Below are 25,963 nucleotides of genomic sequence, written 5' to 3'. Positions count from 1 at the left end.
CGAAAAACGAAGTCCTTTAAGCGGATGCTTTTTCCCGTGCAAGGATGGCGGTCAAGATGCTTAAAATCAAGGTGATGGGCGTGGCGATATATTTTTCTAAGGAGTTGATTGCCACGAGATTGCCGAGGGTGTTAACCGCAAAAATCAACGACATGCCCCAAAACAGCACCGTGAGCAAACGAGCGGGGAAGTTGATTTTCAACCATTTTGCTTTCACGGCCACCAAAAACATAAAAAACAGGTTGACCGCAATCGAAATCGTTTCAAACTGAATCATTTCTTGGTGGCTTTTGAGCCGCCCACCCCAGGTGTTTTCGTAAGGAATAACGCCCGAAAGAATCAAAAAATGAAACACCAGCACGGCCGAAAAAATAAACATGATGCTGATTTTGATGGTCCGATTTTGCGTATTCATTGGGTATAAGAGTGACGGTTTTAAAGGTTAGAGTAAACAGAGTGATTGAAGTACGTAACAAGGACAACTATTCGGTGATTTACCCCTAGTGATGAGGGGGGGGCTAGGCGGAGGCGGGGCATTTGAAAAACGTCTCCTCTACATTTATACAGAATTGCAAATATTGAGTTTACATGTATCAGCCGTACTTATGCCAAATCAATGCTATTTTTTTACAGAATTATCAACTATTCGTCACAGACTAATAGAACACGGATAAAACGAATGTTCCAACACGGATTGAAATGGATTTAATCCGTGAAAACCCGTGTTTCCAAAGGAATCAGTGTCATCCGTGTGCCATTATGGGAGCTTACGACAAATTCTTTATAAGTCCTTTTTTTATTCTGGTTGTAATGTCCTTCGATTATGTGTTGTTTCAATTTCAAATTTTAGCCGTGATGTTAAACCTTCAAGTCCTGGATATATAAATCCACGGTGAATTCCAACATAATATAATTCGTTTAATATATCCTTCTTTATGTCCTTATCAATTGTAATTTCTATGAAAGTGTCAACAGAAATCCTTGGATTTTTATTTATGGGTATAAAAGGATTATTGTCTTTAGGAATTTCGTGAATTGTAAAACAACCAGATTGATTTGTAATACGGGAGTCAATATGAGAAGGGAAAATAATATTTTCATAAATGTCACCTGACAAATCAATTTTTTTTGCTAGCCAAGTGCTTTCTTCCCAACAATTATTAGTTGAAACAAGCCCATATAACCAGACATTGGCATCTTTATTATTTTTATAATTCTCAACGGCAAAATATAAGGCAACTAAAGGATTTGTTGACTAGTCTAGAAGTCTTGTTGGCAGACCATAATGTTGAGCCATTGTCAACCATTCAATTTCATTTGTTGGAATAGTTTTAATGAATGGCCTGGATTCTGCTTTGAATTGTCTCATTATGTATTCTTCTATTCTGTTCCAGTTTGCCCAAGATTCTGTTCTGTTAACTCTAAAAAGACTTGGAACAAGCTCATAGGACTTATCACTATGACCTCTATAAAACCATTGTGATATCTGTCTATGTTCTTGGTGATTTATAAACTCAATGTATTCTCCTAATGATTTTATATTTGTATTCGGTGTCATAATATTTTAAAGCCTTTCTAGTGAGTCTAAGTTTGGGTTTTTGTATTATGTCTTGTGTTTAGGGTCTGTGAAACTTGCCCACAACAAAAAAAAACCAAAAACCTAATCCTTCACACCCACCAACGTACTTTTTCTTTGCCAATAAAACGCCAAGGCCGTGCCTGATACAATGTGCCAGATGCTCCACCAGCCCGCCACAATGGCCATGCCTCCCAGTGGCAAATCGGGGGGGAAGACGGCGGGGTTAAAAAGCAGCGCGAGTCCTAAGCCAGAGTTGTGGATGCCGGTTTCGATGCTGAGCGTGCGGCGGTTGGTTTCTGAAAGACCAAAAACGGTCGCGGTCAGGTATCCCATGCCCAGCGCGATGCCGTTGTGAATCAGCACCAACAGAAAAACGTAGGTGATGTGATTGATGAAAATGTCGAAATTTTTGGTGAAAGCCACCACCACCAAAACGATGAAAAACACCAACGAAGCCTGCCGCAAGGGTTTGATGAGGCGCTCCGCAAGGCGAGGCAAATAAACCGAGCAGAGCATTCCGAGCGCCATCGGTAGGCCCAAAATCATCATGACCGATTTGAGCAACTCACGCCAGTCGAGTTCGATGGGCCGCACCAAGGAGTTGGCCTGCGCGTACATGTTGCCCCAGAATGTGAAATTAAAGGGCGTCATAATCACCGCCAAAATCGTGCTGATGGCCGTTAGGCTGACGGCCAGCGCCACGTTGCCTTTGGCAAAAGAAGTGATAAAATTGGAAATATTGCCGCCCGGACAGGCAGCCACCAAAATCATCCCCAAGGCCACGCCCACGGTGATATTGTCGCCCAGGGCCATCACCAGACCAAAAGTGGCGGCGGGTAATAAAATGGCTTGGCTCAATACGCCCGCAATGAGTTGACGGGGATTTTGAATGAGGTTTTTGAAATGTTCGGGTTTGATGTCCAGCGCCACGCCAAACATAATCAGCGCGAGCGCCACGTTGATGGTGGCCGAGCTTTCGGCCGAAAAATCGAGGCGGATGTAGTCCAGCGCCGCTAAAGATTCTTTCATAAAAGGTAGTAGGTCAGGTATTTACAGATCAATTTTGGGCAAAGACAAACGGTACTTTACCGCGATTAACCGAACAATAATAATCAATAATACGCATCCAATCGCATTCCAATCCGAATGAAAATCGTAGTAATCCAGTAAAACAAACACGACCGCCCCCGCCATGCAGGCCGTAGCGTAGATTTCTTTTTGGAAAATCAGCGGGAGTTCGTTGATGAGGGTGTCGCGAATGACGCCGCCAAAGACGGCAGATACCATTCCTAATATAATGGCCGCAAAAGGATTGACGCCGTACTGGAGGGATTTTTGCACACCCAAAATCGTGTAGACGCCGATGCCGACGGTGTCGAGCAGAAAAATAACTTTATGCAACCGAAAAATGACGCGCTTGAAAAGTACCGTAATGATGACCCCCAACGTGATGAAAATCAGGTAATTCATGTCTTTCACCCACGCCAGCGGATACACGCCCAGCGTGACGTCGCGGAGGGTGCCGCCACCGATGGCCGAGATAAAACCCGTAAAAAATACGCCGAACAGGTCTTGGTACATTTTCTTATCGGAAGCCGCCAAAGCGCCCGATATGGCAAACACCAATACGCCAATCATATCAATATAGTAAGGGAGCTGCATAACGGGGTTTGATTTGACGAATGCACAAAATAAAGAGAAACCTAATTGAGAAACCAATTTTTACCTTTCATGAAGTTTTTTTTACACTTCATGCAACGTTTATATACTTGATTGCATCTTATCCCTGAAATTAGCAGCGTGAAAACAAAGTAAGCAAGAGATTACAGGCAGTTAAATATTCCAAAAGTATCCCATTGGCTGCCTGTAATCCAAAATTTATCCTAATCGGCTCCTTCAAACCGTTTGTCCAAAAAATCAAACCGCTTGTGTAAAAAAAGGTAGCTTGTATTGCAAAGTACCGTAGTTTTGGAGCAGTAATTAACAACAGCCATTTTAAACAATAGCCATGAAAACTTTTACGAGTTTGGTTGCAGCTATGTTGCTGCTTTCTACTTCAATGTTTGCCCAAAGCCCCGTTCGGGGAAAAGTATCGGGCGAAATCCGTGAAGCAAACGGAAAAGCCCTCCCATTTGCGACCGTTTTATTGCTCAAGGCAAAGGACTCCACGCTGGTAAAAGGAGCCATCACGAGCGAAACAGGTTATTATGAAGTTGAAAACGTGCCCGAGGGCAGTTACTTGATTGGGGCCAACATGGTCGGATTTCAAAAAACGTATTCGGCTCCCTTTTCGGTTTCGGCGGCGGCTTCCACCGTTCAGGTGCCAGCACTTCAGATGTCTGAAACTTCGCAAACTTTGGACGAGGTAAAGGTGATTTCCAAGAAACCTTTTGTGGAACAGCAGATTGACCGGATGGTGGTTAACGTTGAAAACAGCGTTGTATCGGCGGGGGGGACGGCCTTGGAAGTGTTGGAAAAAGCACCGGGCGTAACGATTGACCGCCAGAACGACCGTTTGCAATTGAAAGGCCGGCAGGGAGTGATGGTGATGATTGACGGAAAATTGCAGCAGATTTCGATGCAAGACCTCATGAACATGCTCCAAAGTATGCCCAGCGACAACGTTGAAAAAATTGAATTGATAACCAATCCACCCGCCAAATACGACGCCGCTGGCAATTCGGGTTTGATTAACATTGTGTTGAAGAAAAACAAAAACTTCGGCACCAACGGAAACTATACCCTCAGCGCGGGGGTAGGAAGATACGAAAAGCTGAACGGCTCGATTGGGCTCAATCACCGCACGGCAAAAATCAACTCATTTGCCAACGTGAGTCTCTTCCACGCCCGTTTTCAAAACACGCAGGACATCGACCGGACCATTGCTTACAAAGACCAAATTACTTACTTGGACCAAAACAGCCCTCGCGTGGGTAATCCCCAAAACCTGAGTTTTAGGGCAGGCGTGGATTATTTTGTGACCAAGAAAACAACGGTCGGCATCTTGGCAACGGGCTTCTTAAATCAGTTCAAAATGAACGGAATTTCAAGTACGGATTTTTACGACAAAAATCGTACACTGACGGGCCGTTTTGCCACCGACGCTTTCAACCATAATAAGTTGAATAACTTCACGGGCAACCTCAATTTGAAACATGACTTTGGGAACGGTCGCGAATTGAGTGCCGATGCCGACTACTCGGTTTTTGACGGAAATTCGGGTAACGACCTCAATACCAATTATTATGATGCCAAAGACGTGCTTACCAGCAAAGAGATTGTGCGCAACATTATGCCTTCAACCATCGGTATTGCGGCCGCCAAAGTAGACTATATCCATCCCCTCAAAAAGGGTAAATTTGAAGCAGGTGCTAAGAGCAGTTTGGTAAATTCAGACAACGATATGCGTTTTGAGACGCAAGTGGATAAGCAGTGGATTCTGGATCCTTCGCGCTCTAATCGTTTTAAATACACCGAAAATATCAACGCGGTTTACTCCAATTACAGCACAAAACTTGATAAAAAAACGCAGTTGCAGTTGGGATTGCGCGTGGAGCATACGCACTCAAAAGGAAATTCAGTAACGCTCAACAGTATCGTAGACCGCAACTACGTCAACGCGTTTCCTAGTGTGTTTGTGTCGCGTCAGTTGGATACCAACAACGTGTTGAACGTGTCGTTTAGTCGTCGCATCGACCGTCCGAACTACCGCAATTTGAATCCTTTCCAGTTCTTTTTAGACCCATTGACCTTCCAACAAGGAAACCCGAATTTGCGTCCGCAGTTTACCAATTCGTTTCAGGTAACGCACGTATTTAAGGGGATGTTTTCGACCACGTTGGGCTACAGCCGCATTAACGACGTCATAGCCGACCAGATTCCGAAACAGATTGCCGAAGAGAATAAAACCTACGTTACCACCGAAAACCTTGACCATCAAGATAGTTACAACGCAACGTTTAGTATACCCGTCACCATCAGTAAATGGTGGACGATGCAAAACAACGTGAGTGCGTTTTACAACCGCTACCGCTCGTTTTACTACGGTGCCGACTTAGATTTGGGTCAGTTTGGAGCGACGGTATTTGTGACCAACAATTTTACGCTTCCCAAGGGCTACACGGCGGAGTTGAGCGGATTCTGGAATTCCCCAACGCAGTATAACATCCTCCAAGCCAAAGCACAGGGGCAAATCAGTGCGGGTTTTGCCAAATCACTTTGGAATCGGAAGGCATCATTACGCCTGAATGTTCAGGATATTTTCTTTCTGAATCGTTTCGCGGGAACGGTCAAATACCAAGACTTGAATTTCCGTGTCAATTCGCGTTGGGAAAGCCGCCAAGTACGCTTATCGTTTACGTACCGATTTGGAAATCAAAATGTTAAAGCTGCCCGTCAGCGGAGCACGAGTACCGAAGATTTGCGTAACCGGGCCAATTCTGGTCAGTAAAGCAGAGGGGTCGTAAGAGGAATTCCTGAAAACCGCTTTGGACCAGATACAAACAAAATAAAGACATTCACTGTAACCATTTCCTTTTTTGCCAGTATCGACAATCAGGAAATACATATTAAAAATTTTAGTTTAGGTTAAGAAAACGTCGGAAAGCCGTCCTTCACTTGAGGGGCGGCTTTTTTTTGCCTTTTGCGCAGGATGTTTTCTAATAATGGCCTTCTAAATCAAAGAATAAGGGCTTGATTTACTTTTAAAAACAACTCATTCTTTCATTTTCAAAAATACCATGAAGTACTTTGTGTTGACCTTTGGCTTGTTTTATAACCTTTTTGCGCAGGCACAATTGGTGGAAAAACTCACCCAACTTCGCCCAGATTCGCCCTGGAAATTAACGTCTTCGGTTCGGCTTCAATTTCCGAGTTTTCATCCGCAGGGAATGGTCAAAATTGGCCAATATTTTTACCTGAGTTCGGTAGAAGTCACCCGCAAACGGCAAGACAACGACGGAGGCGCGGGCATCGGCCACCTTTTCAAGTTTGACGCCATCGGTAAATTAATCGCTTCCATTACCTTGGGCGAGGGCTTAATGTACCATCCGGGCGGGATAGATTTTGACGGAAAATACATCTGGGTTCCCGTGGCAGAATACCGCGCCGACAGTCGGGCGGTGATTTATAAAGTCGACCCTGAAACGATGGAAGCCATCGAAGTGATGCGCGTGGATGATCACCTTGGGGGCATCGTTCACGATACCGAAGCCAATACGCTCAACGCGGTAAGTTGGGGTTCTCGCCGCTTTTATCAGTGGGAAATGCCGTCAAATACGGCCGTTTCCCCCCAGCAATTGCGGGTAGATAATCCCGCATTTTACGTTGATTATCAGGATTGTCACTACATCGGGCAACGTAAGATGCTTTGTGGTGGGCTGAAAAAATACAAGACCGCTCCCGACGCCGTGGCTTTTGCGTTGGGTGGCTTGGAAGTGGTGGATTTGAAAGACAGCCGTCCGGTGCATCAGGTGCCGTTGCTGCTGTGGTCGCCCACGGGTGCGCCCATGACCAACAATCCCTTTTGGATGGAATCAACCGCCACAGGGCTACGCGGGTATTTTGTGCCCGATGATGATACCGCTTCGACGCTGTTTGTGTACGAGACCGACTTAAAATGAAGTAGAATAAGCCTTTTCTTGCTTTGATAAATAGTTGTAATTCACCCCCAAAAACTTGTTTTCTCATGAATAAAATTGCCGCAAAATCGTTCATTTTTGCTGGGGCCATGCTTGTGGTTGGCTTAGCATTTCCCGTGGTTGCCCAAGTAGGAGTCGGGGTAAAAGCCCCCAAAAAAGCCGAAGTGTATTTTGACGGGTCGCGCAAAATGCTCGATGAAAAATGGACGTATTGGGATGGCCCGCGTTTGGCGGCTACGCTGCCTATCAAGTGGTTTATTGTCAATGACCCCGTCGATAAAGGAACGGCCGTCAATACCAATGACCCTGCCGCCGCGGGTGGAAAGTACGGTGCGGCAGATATTGTTACCAAAGAAAAATTCAAGGATTTTCGCCTTCATGTGGAGTTTTACATCAGCAAACCGGGTGGTAACAGCGGTGTGTATCTCCAAAATCGTTACGAAATTCAAGTATTAGACGGTGATACCACCTCGCATGGCATGGCGGCGGTCATCAACGAAACGCCTTCTCCTTATTATGCCTATAACGGTGTAGGAAAATGGAACGCCTACGATATTATGTTTAGGGCGGCGCGTTTCAAGGATGGAAAGCTGGTTGAAAAACCCCTGGTAACCATTTATTTTAACGGAAAAAAAGTGCACAAAAACCAGCGTATCAGTCAAGTATGGGGCGGCCCGAACTCGGGCATTGATGGGGGTAATGACGGTGGCAAAGGAATCACGGATACGCCTGGTGGCCTAAAATTACAGGCCGAAGGCCATGACGTACTTTACCGCAATATATGGATTCAGAAAATGGACATTACCGAAGCAAATACCGATTTTTAGCAATGTTTGATGTCGGCTTTAGTAGGCTTGGGAAGTTTTTAAAACTTCCCAAGCCTATTTTTTTACTTTTTATTTCGTTTAAAGGTTTTTTCCACCTCTACGGCCCAGAAGGTAATGCTTGATACGCCAAAGGCAACAGCTAATTCTTCCAATGTAAGGGGCTGCGTATGGAAGAAGTCATTCAGAAACGGCACGTATATTACTGCCATCTGCAAAGCAATCGTTAATAATACGGCCCCGAGCAAGGTTTTGTTGCCCAATAATCCTTGGCTAAAAAGCGATTCTTTATGGCTTCGCACGGCCATGACGTGCCAAAGCTGACTCAAACACAGCACCGTAAACACAATCGTTTGCCAGTGGTCAGCTCCCGAATTGATTTCGTACCACTGCGTGCCGACGGTCAGTAATCCCACCAAAATACCTACCCAAATGATATGGCGGCCCAGTCCGTTGGCAAAAATGCTCTCTTTGGGGTCGCGGGGCGGGTGACTCATGATGCCTTTTTCGGCAGGCTCGGCTGCCAGCGCCAAGGCAGGCAACCCGTCCGTTACCAAATTGACCCATAAAATATGAACGGGCAACAATGGAATAGGCAAGCCAATGAGCGGAGCCAAAAAGATGCTCCAGATTTCGGCGGCATTGCCAGTCATGATGTACTTAATGAATTTCGTGATATTGTCGTAAATGCGGCGCCCTTCGCGGACGGCCTTGATGATGGTGGCAAAGTTATCGTCCAATAGAATCATGTGCGCGGCCTCCTTGGTTACGTCGGTGCCCGTGATTCCCATGGCAATGCCGATGTTGGCGCGTTTGAGCGAAGGCGCATCGTTGACGCCGTCGCCCGTCATGGACACAAACTGGTCGCGATTCTGAAGGGCTTTTACGATGTTTAGTTTTTGTTCGGGCGACACGCGCGCGTACACTCTAATATCCAGCACTTCTTTGGCAAACTTCTTTTCGCTCATGGCAGCCAGTTCTTTGCCCGTGATTACCTTTTGTTGGTCGTTGTCCAGAATACCGATTTCGCGGGCGATGCTCGCCGCCGTGAGTGGGTGGTCGCCAGTGATCATTACGGGCACGATTCCAGCCGATTTACATTCTTGAATGGCCTTTTGTGCTTCTTCGCGGGGGGGGTCAATCAGGCCGACCAGCCCCAAAAAATCAAGGTCTTTTTCGATGGTTTCAATGGTAATGTCGGCGGGTAACGCGTCCAATACTTTGGTGGCAAACCCCAAAACGCGCATTCCTTCTTGGGCCATGCGTTCTTCCTGTTCTTTGATAACGGTGTCGTCTCCGATGCTGATTTGGGCAATGGATTCGGCCGCACCTTTGGAAATAATCAAAAATTTACCGTCATATTCATGAATGGTTGTCATGGCCTTGCGGTCCGAATCAAACGGCAATTCATGCACGCGTTTGTTTTTCTTTCGCCATTGTTTGTCAAAAGACTCCTGGGTTTGTGCGTAATTGAGGATGGCTACTTCGGTGGGGTCGCCGGTGAGGATATTGTCTTGTTTTTTTACGTCTTGATTGAGGGCCATTGCCTGCACCATACGCATTTGGTCGGCTTCATTGGTTACCCAAAGGTCTACCACCTCCATTTTGTTTTTGGTCAAGGTCCCCGTTTTGTCGGTGCAGATGTAGGTCACGGAGCCGAGGGTTTCGACCGCGTATAGTTTTCGAACTAGAGCATTTCGTTTGGCCAAACGGCCCGCGCCCAACGCCAACGAAACCGTGATGACGGCGGGTAATGCTTCGGGAATAGCCGCAACCGCGAGCGAAATAGACGTAAGAAGCATGTTGCCGATTTCTTCACCGCGCAGGTACCCCGCCAAAAACAGCACCCCGCAGAGGATCAGGATGATAATGGTCAATCGTCGGCCAAAATCGCCCATTCTTTTTTGGAGGGGTGTTTCACTGCCTTCTTCTTGCAACATACCCGCAATTTTGCCCAGCTCAGTCTCCATACCTGTGGCGACTACGACGCCCTGCGCACGGCCGTTGGTGACGTTGGTGCCGCTGAAAGCCATGTTGGTGCGGTCGCCCAAAGGCAGCGATTGGTCATCAAGTGGGTCGGTTGTTTTATCCACAGGTTGTGATTCGCCCGTCAGGCCCGCTTCTTCAATTTTGAGCGAATGCACTTCCATCAAACGCAGGTCGGCGGGGACGGCCGCGCCCGCTTCGAGCAAAACGAGGTCGCCTTTGACAAGCTCAGGGGAGGGAATGTCGGTGGGTTTGCCGTCGCGGATTACTTTGGTGGTCGGAACTGCCAGTTTTCCAAGTGCTTCCATGGCTTTTTCGGCGCGGTATTCTTGCACAAAACCAATGACAGCATTGAGAAGCACGATGACCAAAATAACGATGGTATCCGATAACTCCCCCACAATCCCCGACACTACGGCTCCTACAATGAGCACCAGAATCATAACGTTCAAGAATTGTTGAAGAAAAATGAAAATGGGTGATTTTTTCTTCTTCGTCTTCAATTCGTTGCGTCCTTCGCTTTGCAGTTTTTGCTGCGCCACCGAAGTTGTCAGGCCCGTTGGTGAGCTGTGCTGCTGTTTTAAAGCTTCTTCTGGGGAAAGTAAATGCCAGTGTTGTGTCATAATTTAACCGTTTATGAATGCTGGTGGAGAAAATATTTTTTTCATCTATTGTCCGTAACAAGCCCAGAAGTTAAGGTGTTTTTGGAGATGGAAACGAAAAGTAACTTTTGAGCAATTTGCTAAATTTACACCCATAAAATGATTTACGACCATTTTAGGGATCGAATTTTACCGTTTTTTTTCATCAGTAGCTCTCTTATTGGTTTGCTTAGGATGACGAAATTATTTAACAAGATGTGTAAAAAATGGGCTTTTATCAGCGCAAAATTGGCCAGTTGAAGCAGTTTTAAGGAGAAAGATTGTCGTGGTTATGGATAATTTCAGTCTTCGTAACGACTACGGTACAAATTGCGCATTCCGTAAATGTACCGGATGGCTACGCCGAACTGATAGCTAACAGGCCGTAAAGTAAGTGAAGAAGAGCTTTCAATCAGTCGGTTGATGTATAATTGGGAGTCGGAGCGTAGCGCAGAAGCACCCGCGTAGTGAACGCGCCCGAAGGCGACGAGTTCGAGGTGGGTCGATACGCGGCCCACAAATTCAAGGCTTACTTCGGGTTCTAGCTTAGATTTTCCAGTGGAGAAGGTTTGATTTTCTACCAAAAGCGTATCGGGTGCGTTTCCAGCGCCCGATGAGCGGGTAAGACCTGTTAATAAAAAAGTTTCGGCATTTTGCCTTTTGCGCGTGGGAGTCCACAAAACCCCCGCACCGACGTAGATGCCCGATTGCTTGAGAACGTTGCCCAACCGAAGAATGCGCCATTTAAACCGCAACGGAATGCTGTGCTCAAGTTCATTGACCCGGACCGTAAAACCCCGAAAGGCATTGACCCGCATGATGGTATTGGAGGGATTACGAATGTAGCCTGATTCAATAGTCCAACGTAAATTATGAGAATACCCCAAATGCCCGCCTGCGTAACTATCGGTGTAGCCTGGTTGATACGCCAACAGCCCAAAAAGGGAATTGGAAAGCGTAGCCCCGTTCCATTTTCCACCGCCTTCAATGCCGATGTACCAATGACTGTTGGAGCGAACTAAATCGGGTTGGGTAAGCAAAATGGCCGTTTTTGGCCGTTTAAAAGGACGATAATATTCTTCAACTTGGGCTTCTGCAGAAAGAAATAGCCCACCCCAACATATCCCAAAAATTAGTATTCGTTGTATCATTAAAAAGCTGAATAATTACAGAACGATTTGCGTTTTGAATTGTTCAATAATACGGCGAAGGTAACGACTTCGTTGCAAAGGACTGTCGTTTTATCGTTATTCGCGTTATTATGAAACTTTTATTTCCATTACCTACCATTGAATCTCCCTTTCGCATTGGCGAGCGGGTAAAGATTGATTTGTTTACTTTGTACAAAAAACCTCCCTACGAGACCATCGAAGGGACGATTTATCAGGTACGGGTTGACTTTCCGTTACTATCGACGACCAAAAGCGACTTTTCGTTTGAATTCACCGAAATTAAATTTCGTTATGGAATCCAACCTGATACCAAGATGTTCCCTAAAATGAAGGATGTTGAAAATGAACTCTACGATGTGCCAGCGGAATATATTAACGAATTAGACTGAACATACCACCTTTTGTGAACGGGTTGACAGGAATTACAGGTCAGAATTTGACCCTTGGCAACCTGGAAATTGAAACTATAAAATGGCTTATTTTAAAGGACTGATCATAGAAAGTTTGACCGCATTGCGAAAAGAAGCTTCAAGTGCTGTTCGTCAACGCGGGAATGATATTTTTAGAAGTGGAGGAGTAAAAATTGCGAGTTTTGACGGAGACTATTATGCGGCAAAGTTTAACGTTGAAAGTCAATCGAGTCCGCAAAAATACGAAGTGGAACTGTCGAGCATGGACGATACCGATGCCATTGAATGTTACTGCAGTTGCCCCTCAGAGGTATATCCCTGTAAGCACGGCGTAGCGGCGGCTTATGCACTGGAAAATTTTCTGAGTGAAGGCTCAGAAAAAACCAAGCCGACGATTCACGACCTAAAAAAAATCATCATTGACATCACGGATTCGTCGCGGCAAATTGAGCCCCAAAAGCTCGTGTTTCATAAGCCCACCCTGCACCGAATGACGGACACGACGGTGGTTTTACGCACCCTCGACGACCAACAGATTCAGAACAATGTTCCGCTTTCTTTTTGGGCAAGTCGCCGTCATTATTTAGAAGTAAAGCCCGTAGAGCAGGGCAAAGGCTATGAACGTTTTGAGCTGTCTGTGCGCAAAAAAGGCGTTAATACGGTGCTAATTACCCGATTAGAGAAGTTTAAGTACCATTTTTCGTGTACTTGCCAGCAAGAACTTCGCACGCCGCTCTGTGAGCACATGATGGGGGTTTTGGTGTGGCTCAAGCAGCAACGGGGGCTGTACGCACTTGAGTTACTGAAGAATTGGGAGCGCGAAAAAGATGCGTTGCTGGCCAAATATGGCTACACTTCGGGGGATAATTTGGTCGGAAAATTTGACTTTAAAATCAATCATTACGGCGAATTGGAACTGGTCGTATTAGACAAAAGCATTCAGCCAATTGCGGGGGTGCAGTGGGGAAATGTCTTTAAAAGTACCCTGCCCATCAAGTCTGCCAGTCCGTTTGTACCTGCCGAAAATGCCAAAGATAAGCCCGTTTTTGTGTACTTATTGGAACATTTTACGACCAAAGAACTTCCTTTTTTTAGGCTCGAAGTAGGCAAAGGATTTTTGAATTCCAAAACGGGAAAAGTAGCCCATTTTGCCCGTATCAACTGGACCGATAAAGAACGCCCCGCCGCCGATGCCACCGATTTGGAGATCATGAATTCTAGTCGGTTATTAGGGCAAGAATTTATGCACGAAACCCTGCGGCAGCGTGGGTTTAAGCTCTCTACTTCTTCTTGGAATATCAAATATACCGAAGAAATCATTGATGCCGCCCTTGAAATTACGGGCAAGGTGCTGGAAAAGTTGTTCCCTTTGCTGGTGGGTCATGCCGTTCGGGTCAATCAAAAAATTAGTTCCAACAGCACTGGAACGGCCGTGATGGTCAGCGAGACCCCGCTGGATTTGCATTTTCAGCTTTCGCGTACCGAACAAGAAACCATTCTGGAGGCATTTGTTAAACACGGCAATGAAACCCTGATTCCGTTTCAGGAACTTACCGATTTGGAAACGTATTGGTTGGCACTGCTGCCCAGTGATTTACTTTGTCGTTTTCGTTCGGCGGCAGCGGCCAAAGTAGCCCGTCATTTTTTTGAACTGGGTGGGGCTATTCGCCTGCGCTCAGTGCGCGATGATGCGTTTTTCAACGGCTTTGTGATTCCGTTGGCCGACCAGTTTTCGGTCGAATTTGATAAAAATCAGGCCATTTCGCAGACTGACCTCGAATGGCAGGAGGGAAGGGTGTATCTCAAAGAGTCCGACGATAATCTGTTGATTGTGCCCGTTTTTGTGTACACAACCGAAGACGGAGACGAGATAGAACTACCCCGCGATTTTCGGCAGGCGCGGGTCAATGCTTACAACAATACCGTGCAGATTCAACGCCGGGACCGTGATTCTGAAGAAACTTTTGTGCAGTTTTTGCAAAAACAACACCCCGCTTTTGAGCACCAAACCGACGAGTATTTTTATTTGCCCTCTGAGCAGGTGTTGGAAGCGGGCTGGCTGTTTCAGTTTTATGAAGCCCTGAATCAGTACGGCACCAAGCTTTTTGGGTTTAATAACCTCAAAAAATTCCGTTACAACCCCAACAAAGCGACCTTCAAAATCCGTAATTCTTCGGGGATTGACTGGTTTGATTTGCAGGTAGAAGTCTCGTTTGGCGACCAATCGGTGGCGCTGGCCGACGTTCGGAAGGCTATTCTGAAAAAGCAAAATTACGTCGAACTCAAAGACGGCTCGTACGGACTGCTGCCCGAAGAATGGGTGGCACAATATGCGCAGTTGTTTCGGTTTGGGAAAGTGGACGAGAAGAAAGGCGTGTTGCGGCTTTCTAAACAACATTTTACGATTTTGGAACGCTACAAAGAGTTTATCGAAAACCCAAAATTGCTCGAAGAACTCGACGAAAAGCGCGAAAAACTGTTGAATTTTACCGAAATAAAAAAAATAAATCTGCCAAAAAACATCACCGCCACCCTGCGGCCGTACCAAGAAGAAGGCTATAAATGGCTGCATTTTTTGGATGAATTTGGTTGGGGCGGTTGTTTGGCCGACGACATGGGGTTGGGCAAAACCCTGCAAATGCTGACGTTTTTGCAGGAACAAAAAAATCGCAATCCCAAAGGCGTACACTTGGTGGTAGTACCTAAAACGCTGATATTCAACTGGCAGGCCGAGGCGGCTAAGTTTTGTCCCGAACTGACGCTTTATGTACACACGGGGCCGCAACGCACCAAAAATGCCAAGGTATTTAATCGCTACGATATTATCCTTTCAACGTATGGTTCAGTCCGTTCAGACATTGAATTGTTGAGCAACTTTCGGTTTCATTACGTGGTGTTGGATGAGGCACAGGCCATCAAAAACCCCGATTCGATGATTTCTAAGGCGGTCAAACTGCTCAACGCCCAAAATCGCCTGACCATGACGGGGACACCCGTTGAAAACAATACCTTTGACCTATATTCGCAGTTTGATTTCTTGAATCCGGGCTTTCTCGGCCACGAAGATTTTTTCCGGACCGAATACGCTACCTTGATTGATAAATATCAGGACAAGAGCCGGGCGGCGGAGCTTCGCCGTTTGATTTATCCTTTTATGCTCAAACGCACCAAGGAGGAAGTAGCCAAAGACCTGCCCGAAAAGACAGAAACGGTGCTGTATTGCGAGATGGACAAGCGCCAACGCAAAGTCTACAATGCGTTTCGGGATAAATACCGCGACATGATTGCGGGCAAAATGGCGGAAGTTGGGCGAGAACAGGCGTCGTTTTTGATTTTGGAAGGCTTGCTAAAACTCCGTCAAATTTGCGATTCTCCAGCTTTGCTTTCCGACGATGAAGACTACGGACAAGATTCGGTCAAACTGGCCGAAATCGTGCGCGAGATTGAAGAGAATGCCTCCCATCACAAGATTGTGATTTTCAGTCAGTTTCTGAAAATGCTGGATTTGATTCGTCAAAAGCTCGAACGCGACCGCATTCCGTACGAATACCTCGATGGTAAAACGCAGGACCGCGCCGAGCGGGTCAATCGTTTTCAGGGCGACGACGAATGTCGCGTTTTTTTGATGAGCCTCAAAGCGGGTGGCATAGGGCTCAACTTGACCGAAGCCGACTATGTATACCTCGTAGACCCGTGGTGGAACCCCGCCGTGGAGCAGCAGGCCATCGACCGCGTACACCGCATTGGCCAAACCAAGCGCGTTTTTGCGTACCGAATGATTTGTAAAGATACGGTAGAAGAAAAAATTGTGCAGTTGCAAGACCGCAAGCGCGCCCTCGCCGACGACCTCGTGTCGACTGAAGCGGGCTTCCTGAAAAAACTCACGCAAGATGATATTTTGGGGCTGTTCAGTTAAGGGCTCAAGCAGGGGCGCTGAGGGGTAAAGTATTTTTACACTGCGTCTTGGCGTCTCTGCGGAAAGAAAAACTGTTAGAAAGAGCAAGATTTTTCCTTTCTAGAAAAATGTCTCTCAACTTCTAAACAATTAAAATGAAAAGATTTTTTCGGTACCTCAAACTTAGTTTTTTTGCCCTTCCCTTACTTGCAGCCCAACAGGATAAACCCATTCGGGTCATTTTCTTCGGAGATTCCATCACCCAAGCGGGTGTTCGTCCAGGCGGATATATCGTAAAATTGGGTGAAATGCTCGAAAAACAAAACCTCAAAAGCAAATATGAACTCATTGGCGCGGGTATCGGCGGTAACAAAATTTATGACCTTTACTTGCGGATGGAAGATGATGTGTTGTCGAAAAAACCAGACGTGGTTATCATTTACATTGGCGTAAATGACGTGTGGCACAAAGCATCGCACGGCACAGGTACTGACCCCGACAAGTTTGTGAAGTTTTACGAAGCCATCTTGAAGAAATTGCAGGCGGCCAATATCCGCGTGGCTCTTTGCACCCCAGCTGCCATCGGTGAGCGCACCGATTTCTCCAATCAGCAAGACGGCGACCTTAATCAGTATTCCCAAATGATTCGGAATTTGGCCAAGAAAAACGGCCTGCCGCTGATTGATTTGCGTAAAGCATTTTTAGACTATAATCTCAAAAACAACCCTAATAACGAAGAGAAAAATATCCTTACCTCCGACCGCGTTCACCTAAATGAGGTTGGTAATCAGTTTGTTGCGGACGAAATGTGGAAAGTGCTTAAAGGGATGTAAGAATCTTTTTATTTGTTCTACATGCGCGATAAAATTTTGGTCGGTTAGTTTTGCAATAATTAAAACATGAATTTAGACAAGTACGACCTAAAGGTTTCTCAAAACTTTATTTCTTTCCAATTTGTTAGCGAAGGTAAAAATGGTAAAATACTCAAAGGCATTATATTTACCTTGATTGAAGCTCCTAATATTTGGAATTTAGGATTTGGTGATATTGATGCAATTTCGGGTGAGATTTCGGATTTGGTAGTTTCCGATAATGGAGATAGTGAAAAAATACTGGCAACAGTAGCACAATCTGCGCTGGTATTTTCGGAAAAATACCCTGATGCATTAATCTATGCAGAAGGTAGTACTCCCTCACGTACAAGGCTTTATAGAATTGGTCTCAGTAGAAATTTTGAGAAAATTACTGAAACGTTCATGATTTGGGGTTTATTGGATGATGAATGGTACCCTTTTCAGAAAAATACTGACTATCAAGCCTTTGTTGTGAAACGAAAAGTTGATAAATTTGGATAATAAGAGAACTGATGTGTTATGTTAAAGACCATAAAAATAACAAAAGTCGAATTTGACTCTACCATCAATGAAAAGCAAAAACATACTTTCATTGAGAAAAAGGTAACTCAAGCAAAAAAAACACTTAAACGAGTTGGCTTACCGAAGGATTTAGAGTATTGAGGGATGAAAAATACCTTATCATCTAAACTACGCAAAAAATCAGTCTTTCGCTTCTGAAATGTGGAGGTTTTGAAGATGATTTTATTAAAATTGTAGCTTGGCGGTGAAAATATCACCAACGGCATTTATCTAACCAAAGTCATTAGCGGTTGAAAAACCCTAATGGCTTTTTTTGTTGCCCTAATTTTTGAAAATTTATAATTTGGTAAACTTATGTTTAAAATAAGTAAACAGAAAATTGCCAACTTTGCGAAAAAACGAATACGGTGCACAAAATGAGTTCAGGGAAATTGATGGTTTTTAACGGCCCGGGTGAAGAGATGCAGTTGCAGCAACGTGAGCTGCCTGAATTAGTGGCGGGAGAAGTATTGATTCGAAATTTATACACCACTATTTGCGGCAGCGACTTGCATACCTTTTGTGGGTTGAGAAAAGAAAACACGCCGACCATTTTGGGGCATGAGATTGTGGGGAAAGTGGTAAAAATAGGCGAAAGCCATTCGGGGAAAGACTACGCGGGAAATCCATTGAAAGAAGGTGATATTGTGACGTGGAGCATTTTTTCGGCCGACCCAGACTCTAAAATGTCGGCGCAGGGGATGCCGCAAAAAACGGTAGGAGTGTTTAAGTACGGCCACGCAACGGTCACCGAAAATGACGCTTTTCACGGCGGATTGGCCGAATATTGCATCTTGAAACCGCATACCGCTATCCTAAAAATTCCTGATAATGTGTCGCTTCCAGTAGCGGCTACGCTCAATTGCGCGGTGGCGACGGTGGCAGGAGCGTTACGACTAGCGGGAACGGTAAAGGGCAAAACGGTGCTGATTACGGGCAGCGGTCTGCTGGGAATGGTTTGCGCAGCGATGTGCAAAGATGCGGGTGCCAAAAAAATAATCACGGCCGACATTTCTCCCCAGCGTTTGGAGCAATCCTTGGCTTTTGGGGTCGATGAAACTTGCCTCTTGACGCCAACTTCAGGGGTGGAAAATGGAAGTAGTTTATCTTCTTTTTACTCAAAAATAGATGTAGTGTTTGATATGAGTGGCTCGCCAGAAGCGATGGAAGAAGGCGTGGCTGCCTTGGCGGTGGGTGGCGTGGCCGTTTGGGTAGGGGCGGTGTTTCGTCAACGAAAAGTGATGGTGGATGCCGAGCAAATCATCCGTCGGTTGATTACCCTCAAAGGATTGCACAACTACAATTACGATGATTTTGTGTATGCCGTTGATTTTATGCGCCGCTGTGCCCAACGGTTTCCTTTTGAGCAGATTGTCGGGAAGGAGTTTTCTCTCAATGAAGCGGAGCAAGCCTTTGAATTTGCCCTGAAAAACAAGCCATTACGCGTGGGGATTCGAATCGAAGAACCGTAACTAAAAGAGAAAATATGCAATCGTCTTTCAGAGGTCAGCAGTGGAAAATGTTGTTGGTAACGATGTTTTGTTACCTGTTTTTTTACACTGGTCGGCACAATTTTGGGTGGGCTGCCAAGGGCATGGCCACGTCACTCAATGTATCTTATTCGTACATTGGATGGATTAGTTTTTCGATGTTGTTGGGCTACGCCATCGGCCAATTCATCAACGGCAACCTCGCCGACCGCCTAAGCGCCCGCGTGATGGTCACGACTGGCGCGTACCTGTCGGTTTTGACCAACATTGCCGTCAGTTACAGCGACTCCATTACCACAATCATGATTTTATGGGCGTTGAACGGGTATTTTCAATCCATGGCGTGGGCACCGGGCGGAAAGTTAATCAGCAATTGGTGGAACGAGGCGGAGCTGGGAAAAGCCTTTGGGTTTTATACGATGGCGGCTGGATTGTCGTCGGTTCTGACGTACCTGCTGTCCATCGTGCTTTTGCAGCAAGGCATGGAATGGCGAATGCTTTTTCGTTTACCAGTGTTGTTTCTGCTGGTAGCAGCAACCATTTTTTTGATTGTAGCTCGAGATAAACCCTCTGATGCGGGCTTTATTGACCCTGTTAAGAAAGACGGCACTTCCGAAAAAATTAGCTGGCTGACTCGCTATCGCGTGGTTTTGTCATATCCTCATTTTCTGCTTACCTCTTTCGCCTTCGGTTTTGAAAGCATGGCGCGGTATGGGCTTATTTTTTGGGTACCTGTACATTATCTTGGAAAAAACTGGAAAGACAACCCGGGCAACTTGTGGGTGACGTTTTTGCTGCCCGTTGGCATGGCGGCGGGAGCGTTGTCTTTTGGAATGTTGTCGGATTCACTGTTTAAGAAAAACCGCATCCATTCTATCCGTTTTGGGATGTTAATGAGTGCGGTTATGGCGCTGTTGGTTTATGTACTTCCCGCCAATAATCTGCTGTTGGGGGGATTTCTGATGCTTTCGGTCGGTTTTTTTGTGTACGGGCCTCAATCCTGCTTTTGGCCGTTGAGTCCCGAAATGCTCGGGTGGGATTATACCGGAACGGGCATTGGCTTTATGAATATGTTTGGCTACGTATTTGCGGCGTTGGGCGAACCGCTCTTCGGTTTTATCATTGATTGGGTGGGCAATACCAACATCATTTTTGTGTTTATTTCGGGTATTTGCCTCCTATCGGTTGTGATGATTTCCCTGGCCAAAAGGTCTTGGAATGCGGCTGGGGGCGTTGTATCACAGCCAGAAACATTGCCTTCTTAGCGTTTTTGTTGGCGATATTCTCCACCGCCAACAAAAACAACTTGTTTTTAAAATTACTGCCCAATGGCAATAATAGTATAGCTATAGCTGAGCAGCGAAACATTGGTCGCGGTGGGATTGCAGAATCTGACGTATCCTCCGGTGCTCGTAACACTCTCGACCGTGAGGGTCAATCGCTGGTCGAATGTTCCCCCCGCAGTCTTATTTCCAACCGCAACCGACGGAACGGCCGTGAATGTTCCAGCGGGAAAATTGAAGCCCGCGATATTGCAGCCGTTGCTTTGGACCAGAAAGGTAGAGGATGGGGTAGTGATGCTGCCCGTATATAATTTTAACTGGGTGGCGTTGCTATTTTGAAGTATACCGACGTTGGCCGATGAGACATTTCCGCTGAATGCTCCGCCTCCGCTCACGTTTAGGGTGGCGGAGGCTGATGGTACGGTACCTATTCCGATGGCGCCACCGTTATTGATAATCATTCGGGGGGAAAAACCTGTTTCGGTTATTTCAAACCTGTCCCCACCATCTGCGTAGGAAAAACGCCATAATTTTGCATCAGCCGTACTTTTAATGGCGATATTTCCATCCGTAATATGTAATTTTTCCACGGGTGGTACAGAGCTGTTGATGGCAACCTTTGCGCCGACGGAGAGCGGCGAATTGAACCGACCCGTACCGTTGACATCCAGCGGATAAGCAAGGGTTGATTTGTTGATTCCGACCAATCCTTTGGTATAATAGATGTTATTGTTGCTTCTTTCCCATTTTGATTCGGCAAAAGAAGAGGAGTTGACAAAGTTGATGCAGTAACAAACTTTGTCATTGACGGCATTATAGTACAATTTACCAATGTTGCCCTCGCTGCACGGAGTTGCCGTTAGGGTGGGCAAGGAGAGGGCATCAACGGTTAATTCACTGAATTGGGCCATTGATTTTTGGGTTAAAAACAATATTCCAAGGAAGATGAAGGCTAATTTCATGGCTCGATTTAGTTTTTATATTATTGACCAATGCACAAAACGTTGAAAGTCACATTGGTTAATGTGATTGTGCTGGCTGTAGGGTTACAAAAACGGACCACGGCCTGGGTGGTGGTTGTGGATTGTACATTGATGACCAACTTCCCAAAATCTCCCGTACCGCCCGTAAGATTTCCAACTGTCACAGTTGGGGCAGCCGTGAATCCAGCGGCGGTCAGGGAAGCATTGGCCGTGGCGCAACCTCCATTAGTAACCGAAAAGGAGGCGCCCGGCGCAACCGAGGCCGTATGGTATTTGAGTTGGGTACTTGTGGTACTTCTTACGATTCCCTTTCCGCTGTTTACGGTCAAATCGCCGCTGAAACTGCCGTTGCCTTCCACGGTCAATTTGGCGGTTGGCGCTCCCGAGCCGATGGTTATGTTGCCGCCGTTGGCAAACACCATGCGTGCGGTGCCGTTTTCGCGAAGGGCTAAGCTGTTGCTTTCGTCAGCGTAATCAAATTTCCAGGTTTTGGCATCAGCAGTGCTCGTAATGGCAATGTCGCCGTCTAGTACTTCAATGGCTGAGGAGGGAGTAGTGGTACCGATTCCTAATTTTTCGGTGTAGATGTCTCCCGTAAATCTTCCCGTACCGTTTACGTCTAGCGAATATTGAGGTGTGGAGGTGTTTATACCTACGTTGCCCGCGTTAAAATAAATGTCGTCAGGTTGAGAGAAAGGGGTGCTCCATTGCGAAGAGGCTGGTTTCCAAGCAGAGCCATCACAAAACAGGAGGTTATTGGTGGTGCTGTTGTAATAAATTTTGCCCTTATCACTTACGGTACATCCGGGGGGCGTGGCGGATTTGGGGATGATAAAGCCGTCGGGCAGGATGGTGCCGTATTGGGCCTGTGAACTGAATGGGATGAAAAAAGAGAGCGATAGGAGTGGAAGATAAATAGTTTTCATGCGTTGTGTTTTCTTGATTACTGCTTCAAAGTTGGGTTATAACTAAGGCGAATTCGAAAAAAAACGAGCGAATCGTTGAAAATGAAGCTTAAGTAAGGGCGTTTCTCTAAGTAAACCGTTTTTAACCTGTTGATTTGGATTAAGTAGCCAATGATAAAGTTTACCCAATTTGGATATTCTGGCATTTAAATTGTTTTGAAAAATAAGTGAAGCTAAATTTACGCGTGGTGTGGTGCTTTTATGCTCATTAATGGCTTTTTTAACGTTGTGCGAAACTCACTGTTTATGAAATTTTGTCTACTCCTTTTCTGCTACTGCTGTTTTCTGGTTCATTTACGCGCTCAGTCAATCATTACTTTTGGTCAAGGAAATACCCCGAATGTTTCGGTGACGGCTTCTTCGCAAAGCAGCGCCGCGATTCAGACCTTAACGGGTACGGGCTTTTTGCCCAACTCGGCGGCGGCTTCGCGGTTTTTGTCGCAGGCTACACTGGGGCATAATTTTGCTCATATACAGGATGTTGGCAACCTTGGCGTTGAGAAATGGCTGGATAATCAGCTTGCGCTGCCCAATACTTTTCGTACCCAAACGTATCTGGCGCAGATTCACCAAATGATGGTAGATTCGCTAAACTTCAAATATCCCTCCAATACCTACACCCTTTCCAACGTGTTTGTGGGCAACACGCATTTTGATATTTCGTGGTTTCAGGGGGCTATGACCGCCCCCGATGCGGTCAGGTGGCGCGTGGCGTGGGCGTTGAGTGAGTTGTTTGTGGTGTCGAGGGTGTCGGCGTTTGACGATAACCCCTATGCGCTGTCTAGTTACTACGATTTATTGTTGGAAAATGGCTTGGGAACCTATCGTAACCTGCTGGAGAAAATCACGTACCATCCGGCGATGGGCGTTTATTTGACTTTTATGAACAACCACGCGACGGATTCGACCAATAAAGTTTACCCCGACGAAAACTACGCCCGCGAGCTGATGCAGCTTTTTTCGATTGGACTTTACAAACTAAATGTGGACGGAACAGAAATACGGGACGCCAACAATAACCTCATCCCGACCTACAACAACAACGACATTGCAGGCTTGGCCAAGGTATTTACGGGACTGTCGTGGGGCGATAGCCGTTATCTTGGCGACAATGAAAAAAACAACTGGAGTTATACTTTGCCGATGAAGTTTTTTCCGATTGATTCGAGCGACGCCAAAAGAAATCCGTGGAAGACTAAACCGCGCATCGTGGACGGACACGAACCCGGCCCGAAGACGTTTCTGGGAGTAACGATTCCCGCCCGGCCCGTTTTGCAGGGGGAGCAAGACATCAAGGATGCCTTGGATGTGTTGGCCAATCACCCCAACGTAGGACCGTTCATTGCCCGACGGCTCATTCAGCGGTTGGTCATGTCAAATCCTTCGCCCAGTTACATTCAGCGGGTGGCTACGGTGTTCAACAACAACGGAAGCGGCGTGCGTGGCGACTTAAAAGCGGTAGTTCGGGCGGTTTTGTTGGATGCCGAGGCGCGAGATTGTGGTATCGACCAAACTGTTAGTACGGTGGGAGCACTTCGCGAACCTTTTCTGAGATACATGAATCTGATGCGTGGCCTGCCCCTGACAACGCAGGGAGGCGTATATAGAAATGTGATGGTGGATTTGTTCTCTCGGTTGGAACAAAAACCGCTGAACTCACCTTCGGTATTTAACTTTTTTCAACCCGATTTTCAACCCGACGGTGAATTGAAAACGCAGGGAAAGTTTGCGCCAGAGTTTCAGTTGGTGAACTCCCAAACCATCACTGCCTACGTAAATGCGCTCGGTAAGTGGCTAATTGATGACGACCCCGTTGAATATTGGGGACTTTTTAATGGTGAAGCATATAAATCCGATCAAGATTCGAAATTTAATTTGGTGGCTGATTATGCCTTTACGCGCAACGATAAAATTGTTCAATTGCTCGACAAATATAACCTGCTTTTTACGGGCGGAAAACTGTCGGCCAAGACCTTGGATTTGATTCGTTCGATGGTCGTTAAAATGCCCTATTCCGAAAACTCCAACGGAGTGCCCAACGCTGACCAAGCCTATCGCCGCGTTAGATTGATGCTGGTGTTGATTTTGTCTTCGCCAGATTATCTCATTAACCGCTGATAATGCGACGGTTAGCCAACAACAATTCATCTAAGGGTTTTATACTTAACTTATGAATAGACGGAATTTTCTGAAACAAGCTGGTTGCGTGGGTATGGGTTCGACCACCCTGCTCAGTACCCTGACAAACCTGACTTCCTTCAACGGGCTGGTGGGCAAACAACCCAGTGGAGCGGCTTATCCCACGGACTATAAAGCGCTGGTCTGTATTTTGCTTTCGGGTGGGGTAGACTCGTATAATATGCTGATTCCTATGGGGGTTAACGCGGGTGGTGATAACGGATTTAATGAATACAAAGCCATCCGAACCGACTTGTCGGTGTTGAATCCCATTGCGCTCACCAACTCCCAATGCGTTGGTTTTCGGGGTATTGCGTGCAATTATGGTGCGTATGGCGTTCATCCCCAGATGACGGGTGTGCGCGATTTGTTCAACAGCGGAAAATTGGCTTTTATGTCAAACATCGGCACATTGGTCGAACCGATTTTGACTAAATCTGAATTTGAGAGCGGCCTCAAAAAGCTGCCCTTAGGGCTGTATTCTCATTCCGACCAAATCATGCAGTGGCAGACGTCGGTGCCGCAGAGCCGAGATGCCCTTGGTTTCGGTGGCCGCATGGCCGATTTGCTCAACGCAGCCAATGCCAATCAGGAGGTCTCGATGAACATTTCGTTGGCGGGAAAAAATGCCTTTCAACGGGGAAAAGATATTTCAGAATACGCCATCAGCAATAATGTTGAACCCAACCGTGTCGGTTTTGAAGCCCTGCCGTCGTGGTGGGGGAACTCTGGTTACCTGACCGATTTACGCAATTCGACCATGGACAGTCTGGTGTCGCAGACTTACGCCAACCTGATGCAGCAAACCTATTCGTCGAGCACCAAAACGGCCACGGCGGCCTTTGCGTTGTTTAAAGAAGCCCTCAAAAAAGTACCAACCATTACCACCGCTTTTCCGACGAGCCGACTGGCAACCGACCTATTGGCCATCGCCAAAATCATCAGTGTCCGGAATGAGTTGGGCGCAAAACGGCAAATCTTTTTTGTCAACTACGGAGGTTGGGATATGCACGACGACCTGTTGACGGGGCTGGATGACAAGCTGCCCGTGGTGAGTCAGGCGCTCAAAGCCTTTTATGACGCGACGGTAGAATTGGGCGTGGCCGACCGGGTTACTTCTTTTACCATTTCTGATTTTGCCCGTACCATCACCTCCAACGGTAAAGGCTCCGATCACGCTTGGGGAGCCAATCAAATTGTGATGGGTGGGGCCGTAAACGGCGGAAAAATCATGGGCGCTTACCCAAAAATGGATATTAATTATCCATTAAATGTTTCGTTTAGAGGTAATTATATACCTGCTGTATCAACAGATGAGTTCTACGCAGAGTTGGCACTCTGGTACGGTGTTAGCCCGAGTGACTTGTGCTATGTGTTGCCCAATATCGGCAATTTTTACAGCTATTCGCCGGGTCAATATCCCATTGGATTTATGAATTTTAACGGAACCACAATTTCGTCCGACAATCTTCCCCAAAACTGTTTGACGTATTAATGAATGGA

Annotated in this window: 20 protein-coding genes; 11 read left to right on the top strand and 9 right to left on the bottom strand. The window is 46.3% G+C overall.

Going from position 1 to position 25,963, the window contains the following annotated elements; translation table 11 throughout:
• Nucleotides 1-16: 16 nt before the first annotated feature.
• The 5 genes from NCI00_RS07605 to NCI00_RS07590 form a co-directional block, all read right to left on the bottom strand.
• On the bottom strand, nt 17-415 hold the full coding sequence (locus NCI00_RS07605; RefSeq protein WP_253526448.1) for a hypothetical protein: 399 nt from the start codon (nt 413-415) through the stop codon (nt 17-19).
• A gap of 381 nt (nt 416-796) precedes the next feature.
• Nucleotides 797-1,117, bottom strand: a complete 321-nt coding sequence (locus NCI00_RS07600; protein WP_253526446.1) for a hypothetical protein — start codon at nt 1,115-1,117, stop codon at nt 797-799.
• A 138-nt stretch (nt 1,118-1,255) separates the two neighbouring features.
• Nucleotides 1,256-1,558, bottom strand: coding sequence for an FRG domain-containing protein (locus tag NCI00_RS29565; protein ID WP_374758834.1), 303 nt, complete (start codon nt 1,556-1,558; stop codon nt 1,256-1,258).
• 102 nt (nt 1,559-1,660) lie between these two features.
• Nucleotides 1,661-2,608 carry a bile acid:sodium symporter family protein gene (locus NCI00_RS07595; protein ID WP_253526444.1) on the bottom strand — a complete coding sequence of 316 codons (948 nt, stop codon included), beginning with the start codon at nt 2,606-2,608 and terminating at the stop codon, nt 1,661-1,663.
• Nucleotides 2,609-2,629: 21 nt separating this feature from the next.
• Nucleotides 2,630-3,241: a trimeric intracellular cation channel family protein gene (locus tag NCI00_RS07590; protein WP_166557540.1), complete on the bottom strand. Its 612-nt coding sequence runs from the start codon at nt 3,239-3,241 to the stop codon at nt 2,630-2,632.
• Nucleotides 3,242-3,587: 346 nt separating this feature from the next.
• Between NCI00_RS07590 and NCI00_RS07585 the strand changes: the two genes are divergently transcribed.
• From NCI00_RS07585 to NCI00_RS07575, 3 genes are all read left to right on the top strand, one after another.
• Nucleotides 3,588-6,029 carry a TonB-dependent receptor gene (locus NCI00_RS07585; protein WP_253526442.1) on the top strand — a complete coding sequence of 814 codons (2,442 nt, stop codon included), beginning with the start codon at nt 3,588-3,590 and terminating at the stop codon, nt 6,027-6,029.
• A gap of 289 nt (nt 6,030-6,318) precedes the next feature.
• Entirely contained in the window at nt 6,319-7,200 is an 882-nt protein-coding gene (locus NCI00_RS07580; protein WP_253526440.1) for a DUF6454 family protein, read from the top strand.
• 65 nt (nt 7,201-7,265) lie between these two features.
• Entirely contained in the window at nt 7,266-8,045 is a 780-nt protein-coding gene (locus NCI00_RS07575; RefSeq protein WP_166557537.1) for a 3-keto-disaccharide hydrolase, read from the top strand.
• 62 nt (nt 8,046-8,107) lie between these two features.
• Here the strand turns inward: NCI00_RS07575 and NCI00_RS07570 are convergent, their stop codons facing one another.
• Complete coding sequence (locus NCI00_RS07570; RefSeq protein WP_253526438.1) at nt 8,108-10,651, bottom strand: cation-translocating P-type ATPase; 2,544 nt, start codon at nt 10,649-10,651, stop codon at nt 8,108-8,110.
• 320 nt (nt 10,652-10,971) lie between these two features.
• Nucleotides 10,972-11,820, bottom strand: a complete 849-nt coding sequence (locus tag NCI00_RS07565; RefSeq protein WP_253526436.1) for a hypothetical protein — start codon at nt 11,818-11,820, stop codon at nt 10,972-10,974.
• Nucleotides 11,821-11,930: 110 nt separating this feature from the next.
• Here NCI00_RS07565 and NCI00_RS07560 point away from each other — a divergent pair, with 110 nt between their 5' ends.
• From NCI00_RS07560 to NCI00_RS07535, 6 genes are all read left to right on the top strand, one after another.
• The gene (locus NCI00_RS07560; RefSeq protein WP_114065585.1) at nt 11,931-12,230 is read left to right on the top strand and encodes a hypothetical protein; all 300 of its coding nucleotides are present in this window, start codon (nt 11,931-11,933) and stop codon (nt 12,228-12,230) included.
• Between the two features lie 82 nt (nt 12,231-12,312).
• Nucleotides 12,313-16,167: a DEAD/DEAH box helicase gene (locus NCI00_RS07555; protein WP_253526434.1), complete on the top strand. Its 3,855-nt coding sequence runs from the start codon at nt 12,313-12,315 to the stop codon at nt 16,165-16,167.
• 134 nt (nt 16,168-16,301) lie between these two features.
• The gene (locus NCI00_RS07550) at nt 16,302-16,979 is read left to right on the top strand and encodes an SGNH/GDSL hydrolase family protein (RefSeq protein WP_253526432.1); all 678 of its coding nucleotides are present in this window, start codon (nt 16,302-16,304) and stop codon (nt 16,977-16,979) included.
• 66 nt (nt 16,980-17,045) lie between these two features.
• The gene (locus NCI00_RS07545) at nt 17,046-17,501 is read left to right on the top strand and encodes a DUF6934 family protein (protein WP_253526430.1); all 456 of its coding nucleotides are present in this window, start codon (nt 17,046-17,048) and stop codon (nt 17,499-17,501) included.
• Between the two features lie 437 nt (nt 17,502-17,938).
• Nucleotides 17,939-19,033, top strand: a complete 1,095-nt coding sequence (locus NCI00_RS07540) for a zinc-binding dehydrogenase (RefSeq protein ID WP_253526428.1) — start codon at nt 17,939-17,941, stop codon at nt 19,031-19,033.
• A gap of 14 nt (nt 19,034-19,047) precedes the next feature.
• Nucleotides 19,048-20,316 (top strand): MFS transporter, encoded by a 1,269-nt coding sequence (locus NCI00_RS07535; protein ID WP_253526426.1) that lies wholly within the window; start codon nt 19,048-19,050, stop codon nt 20,314-20,316.
• Nucleotides 20,317-20,369: 53 nt separating this feature from the next.
• Here the strand turns inward: NCI00_RS07535 and NCI00_RS07530 are convergent, their stop codons facing one another.
• On the bottom strand, nt 20,370-21,296 hold the full coding sequence (locus tag NCI00_RS07530; protein ID WP_253526424.1) for a hypothetical protein: 927 nt from the start codon (nt 21,294-21,296) through the stop codon (nt 20,370-20,372).
• A gap of 20 nt (nt 21,297-21,316) precedes the next feature.
• A complete protein-coding gene (locus NCI00_RS07525; RefSeq protein ID WP_253526422.1) occupies nt 21,317-22,243 on the bottom strand; it encodes a hypothetical protein in 927 nt (308 codons plus the stop codon).
• A 285-nt stretch (nt 22,244-22,528) separates the two neighbouring features.
• Between NCI00_RS07525 and NCI00_RS07520 the strand changes: the two genes are divergently transcribed.
• Both NCI00_RS07520 and NCI00_RS07515 read left to right on the top strand, forming a co-directional pair.
• Entirely contained in the window at nt 22,529-24,400 is a 1,872-nt protein-coding gene (locus tag NCI00_RS07520) for a DUF1800 domain-containing protein (protein ID WP_253526420.1), read from the top strand.
• A gap of 52 nt (nt 24,401-24,452) precedes the next feature.
• On the top strand, nt 24,453-25,955 hold the full coding sequence (locus NCI00_RS07515) for a DUF1501 domain-containing protein (protein WP_253526418.1): 1,503 nt from the start codon (nt 24,453-24,455) through the stop codon (nt 25,953-25,955).
• Nucleotides 25,956-25,963 lie beyond the last annotated feature (8 nt).

Origin of the sequence: Runella salmonicolor, assembly GCF_024158025.1 — a bacterium.
Taxonomy (GTDB): domain Bacteria; phylum Bacteroidota; class Bacteroidia; order Cytophagales; family Spirosomataceae; genus Runella; species Runella salmonicolor.
This window is presented reverse-complemented; position numbering and strand designations above follow the sequence as displayed.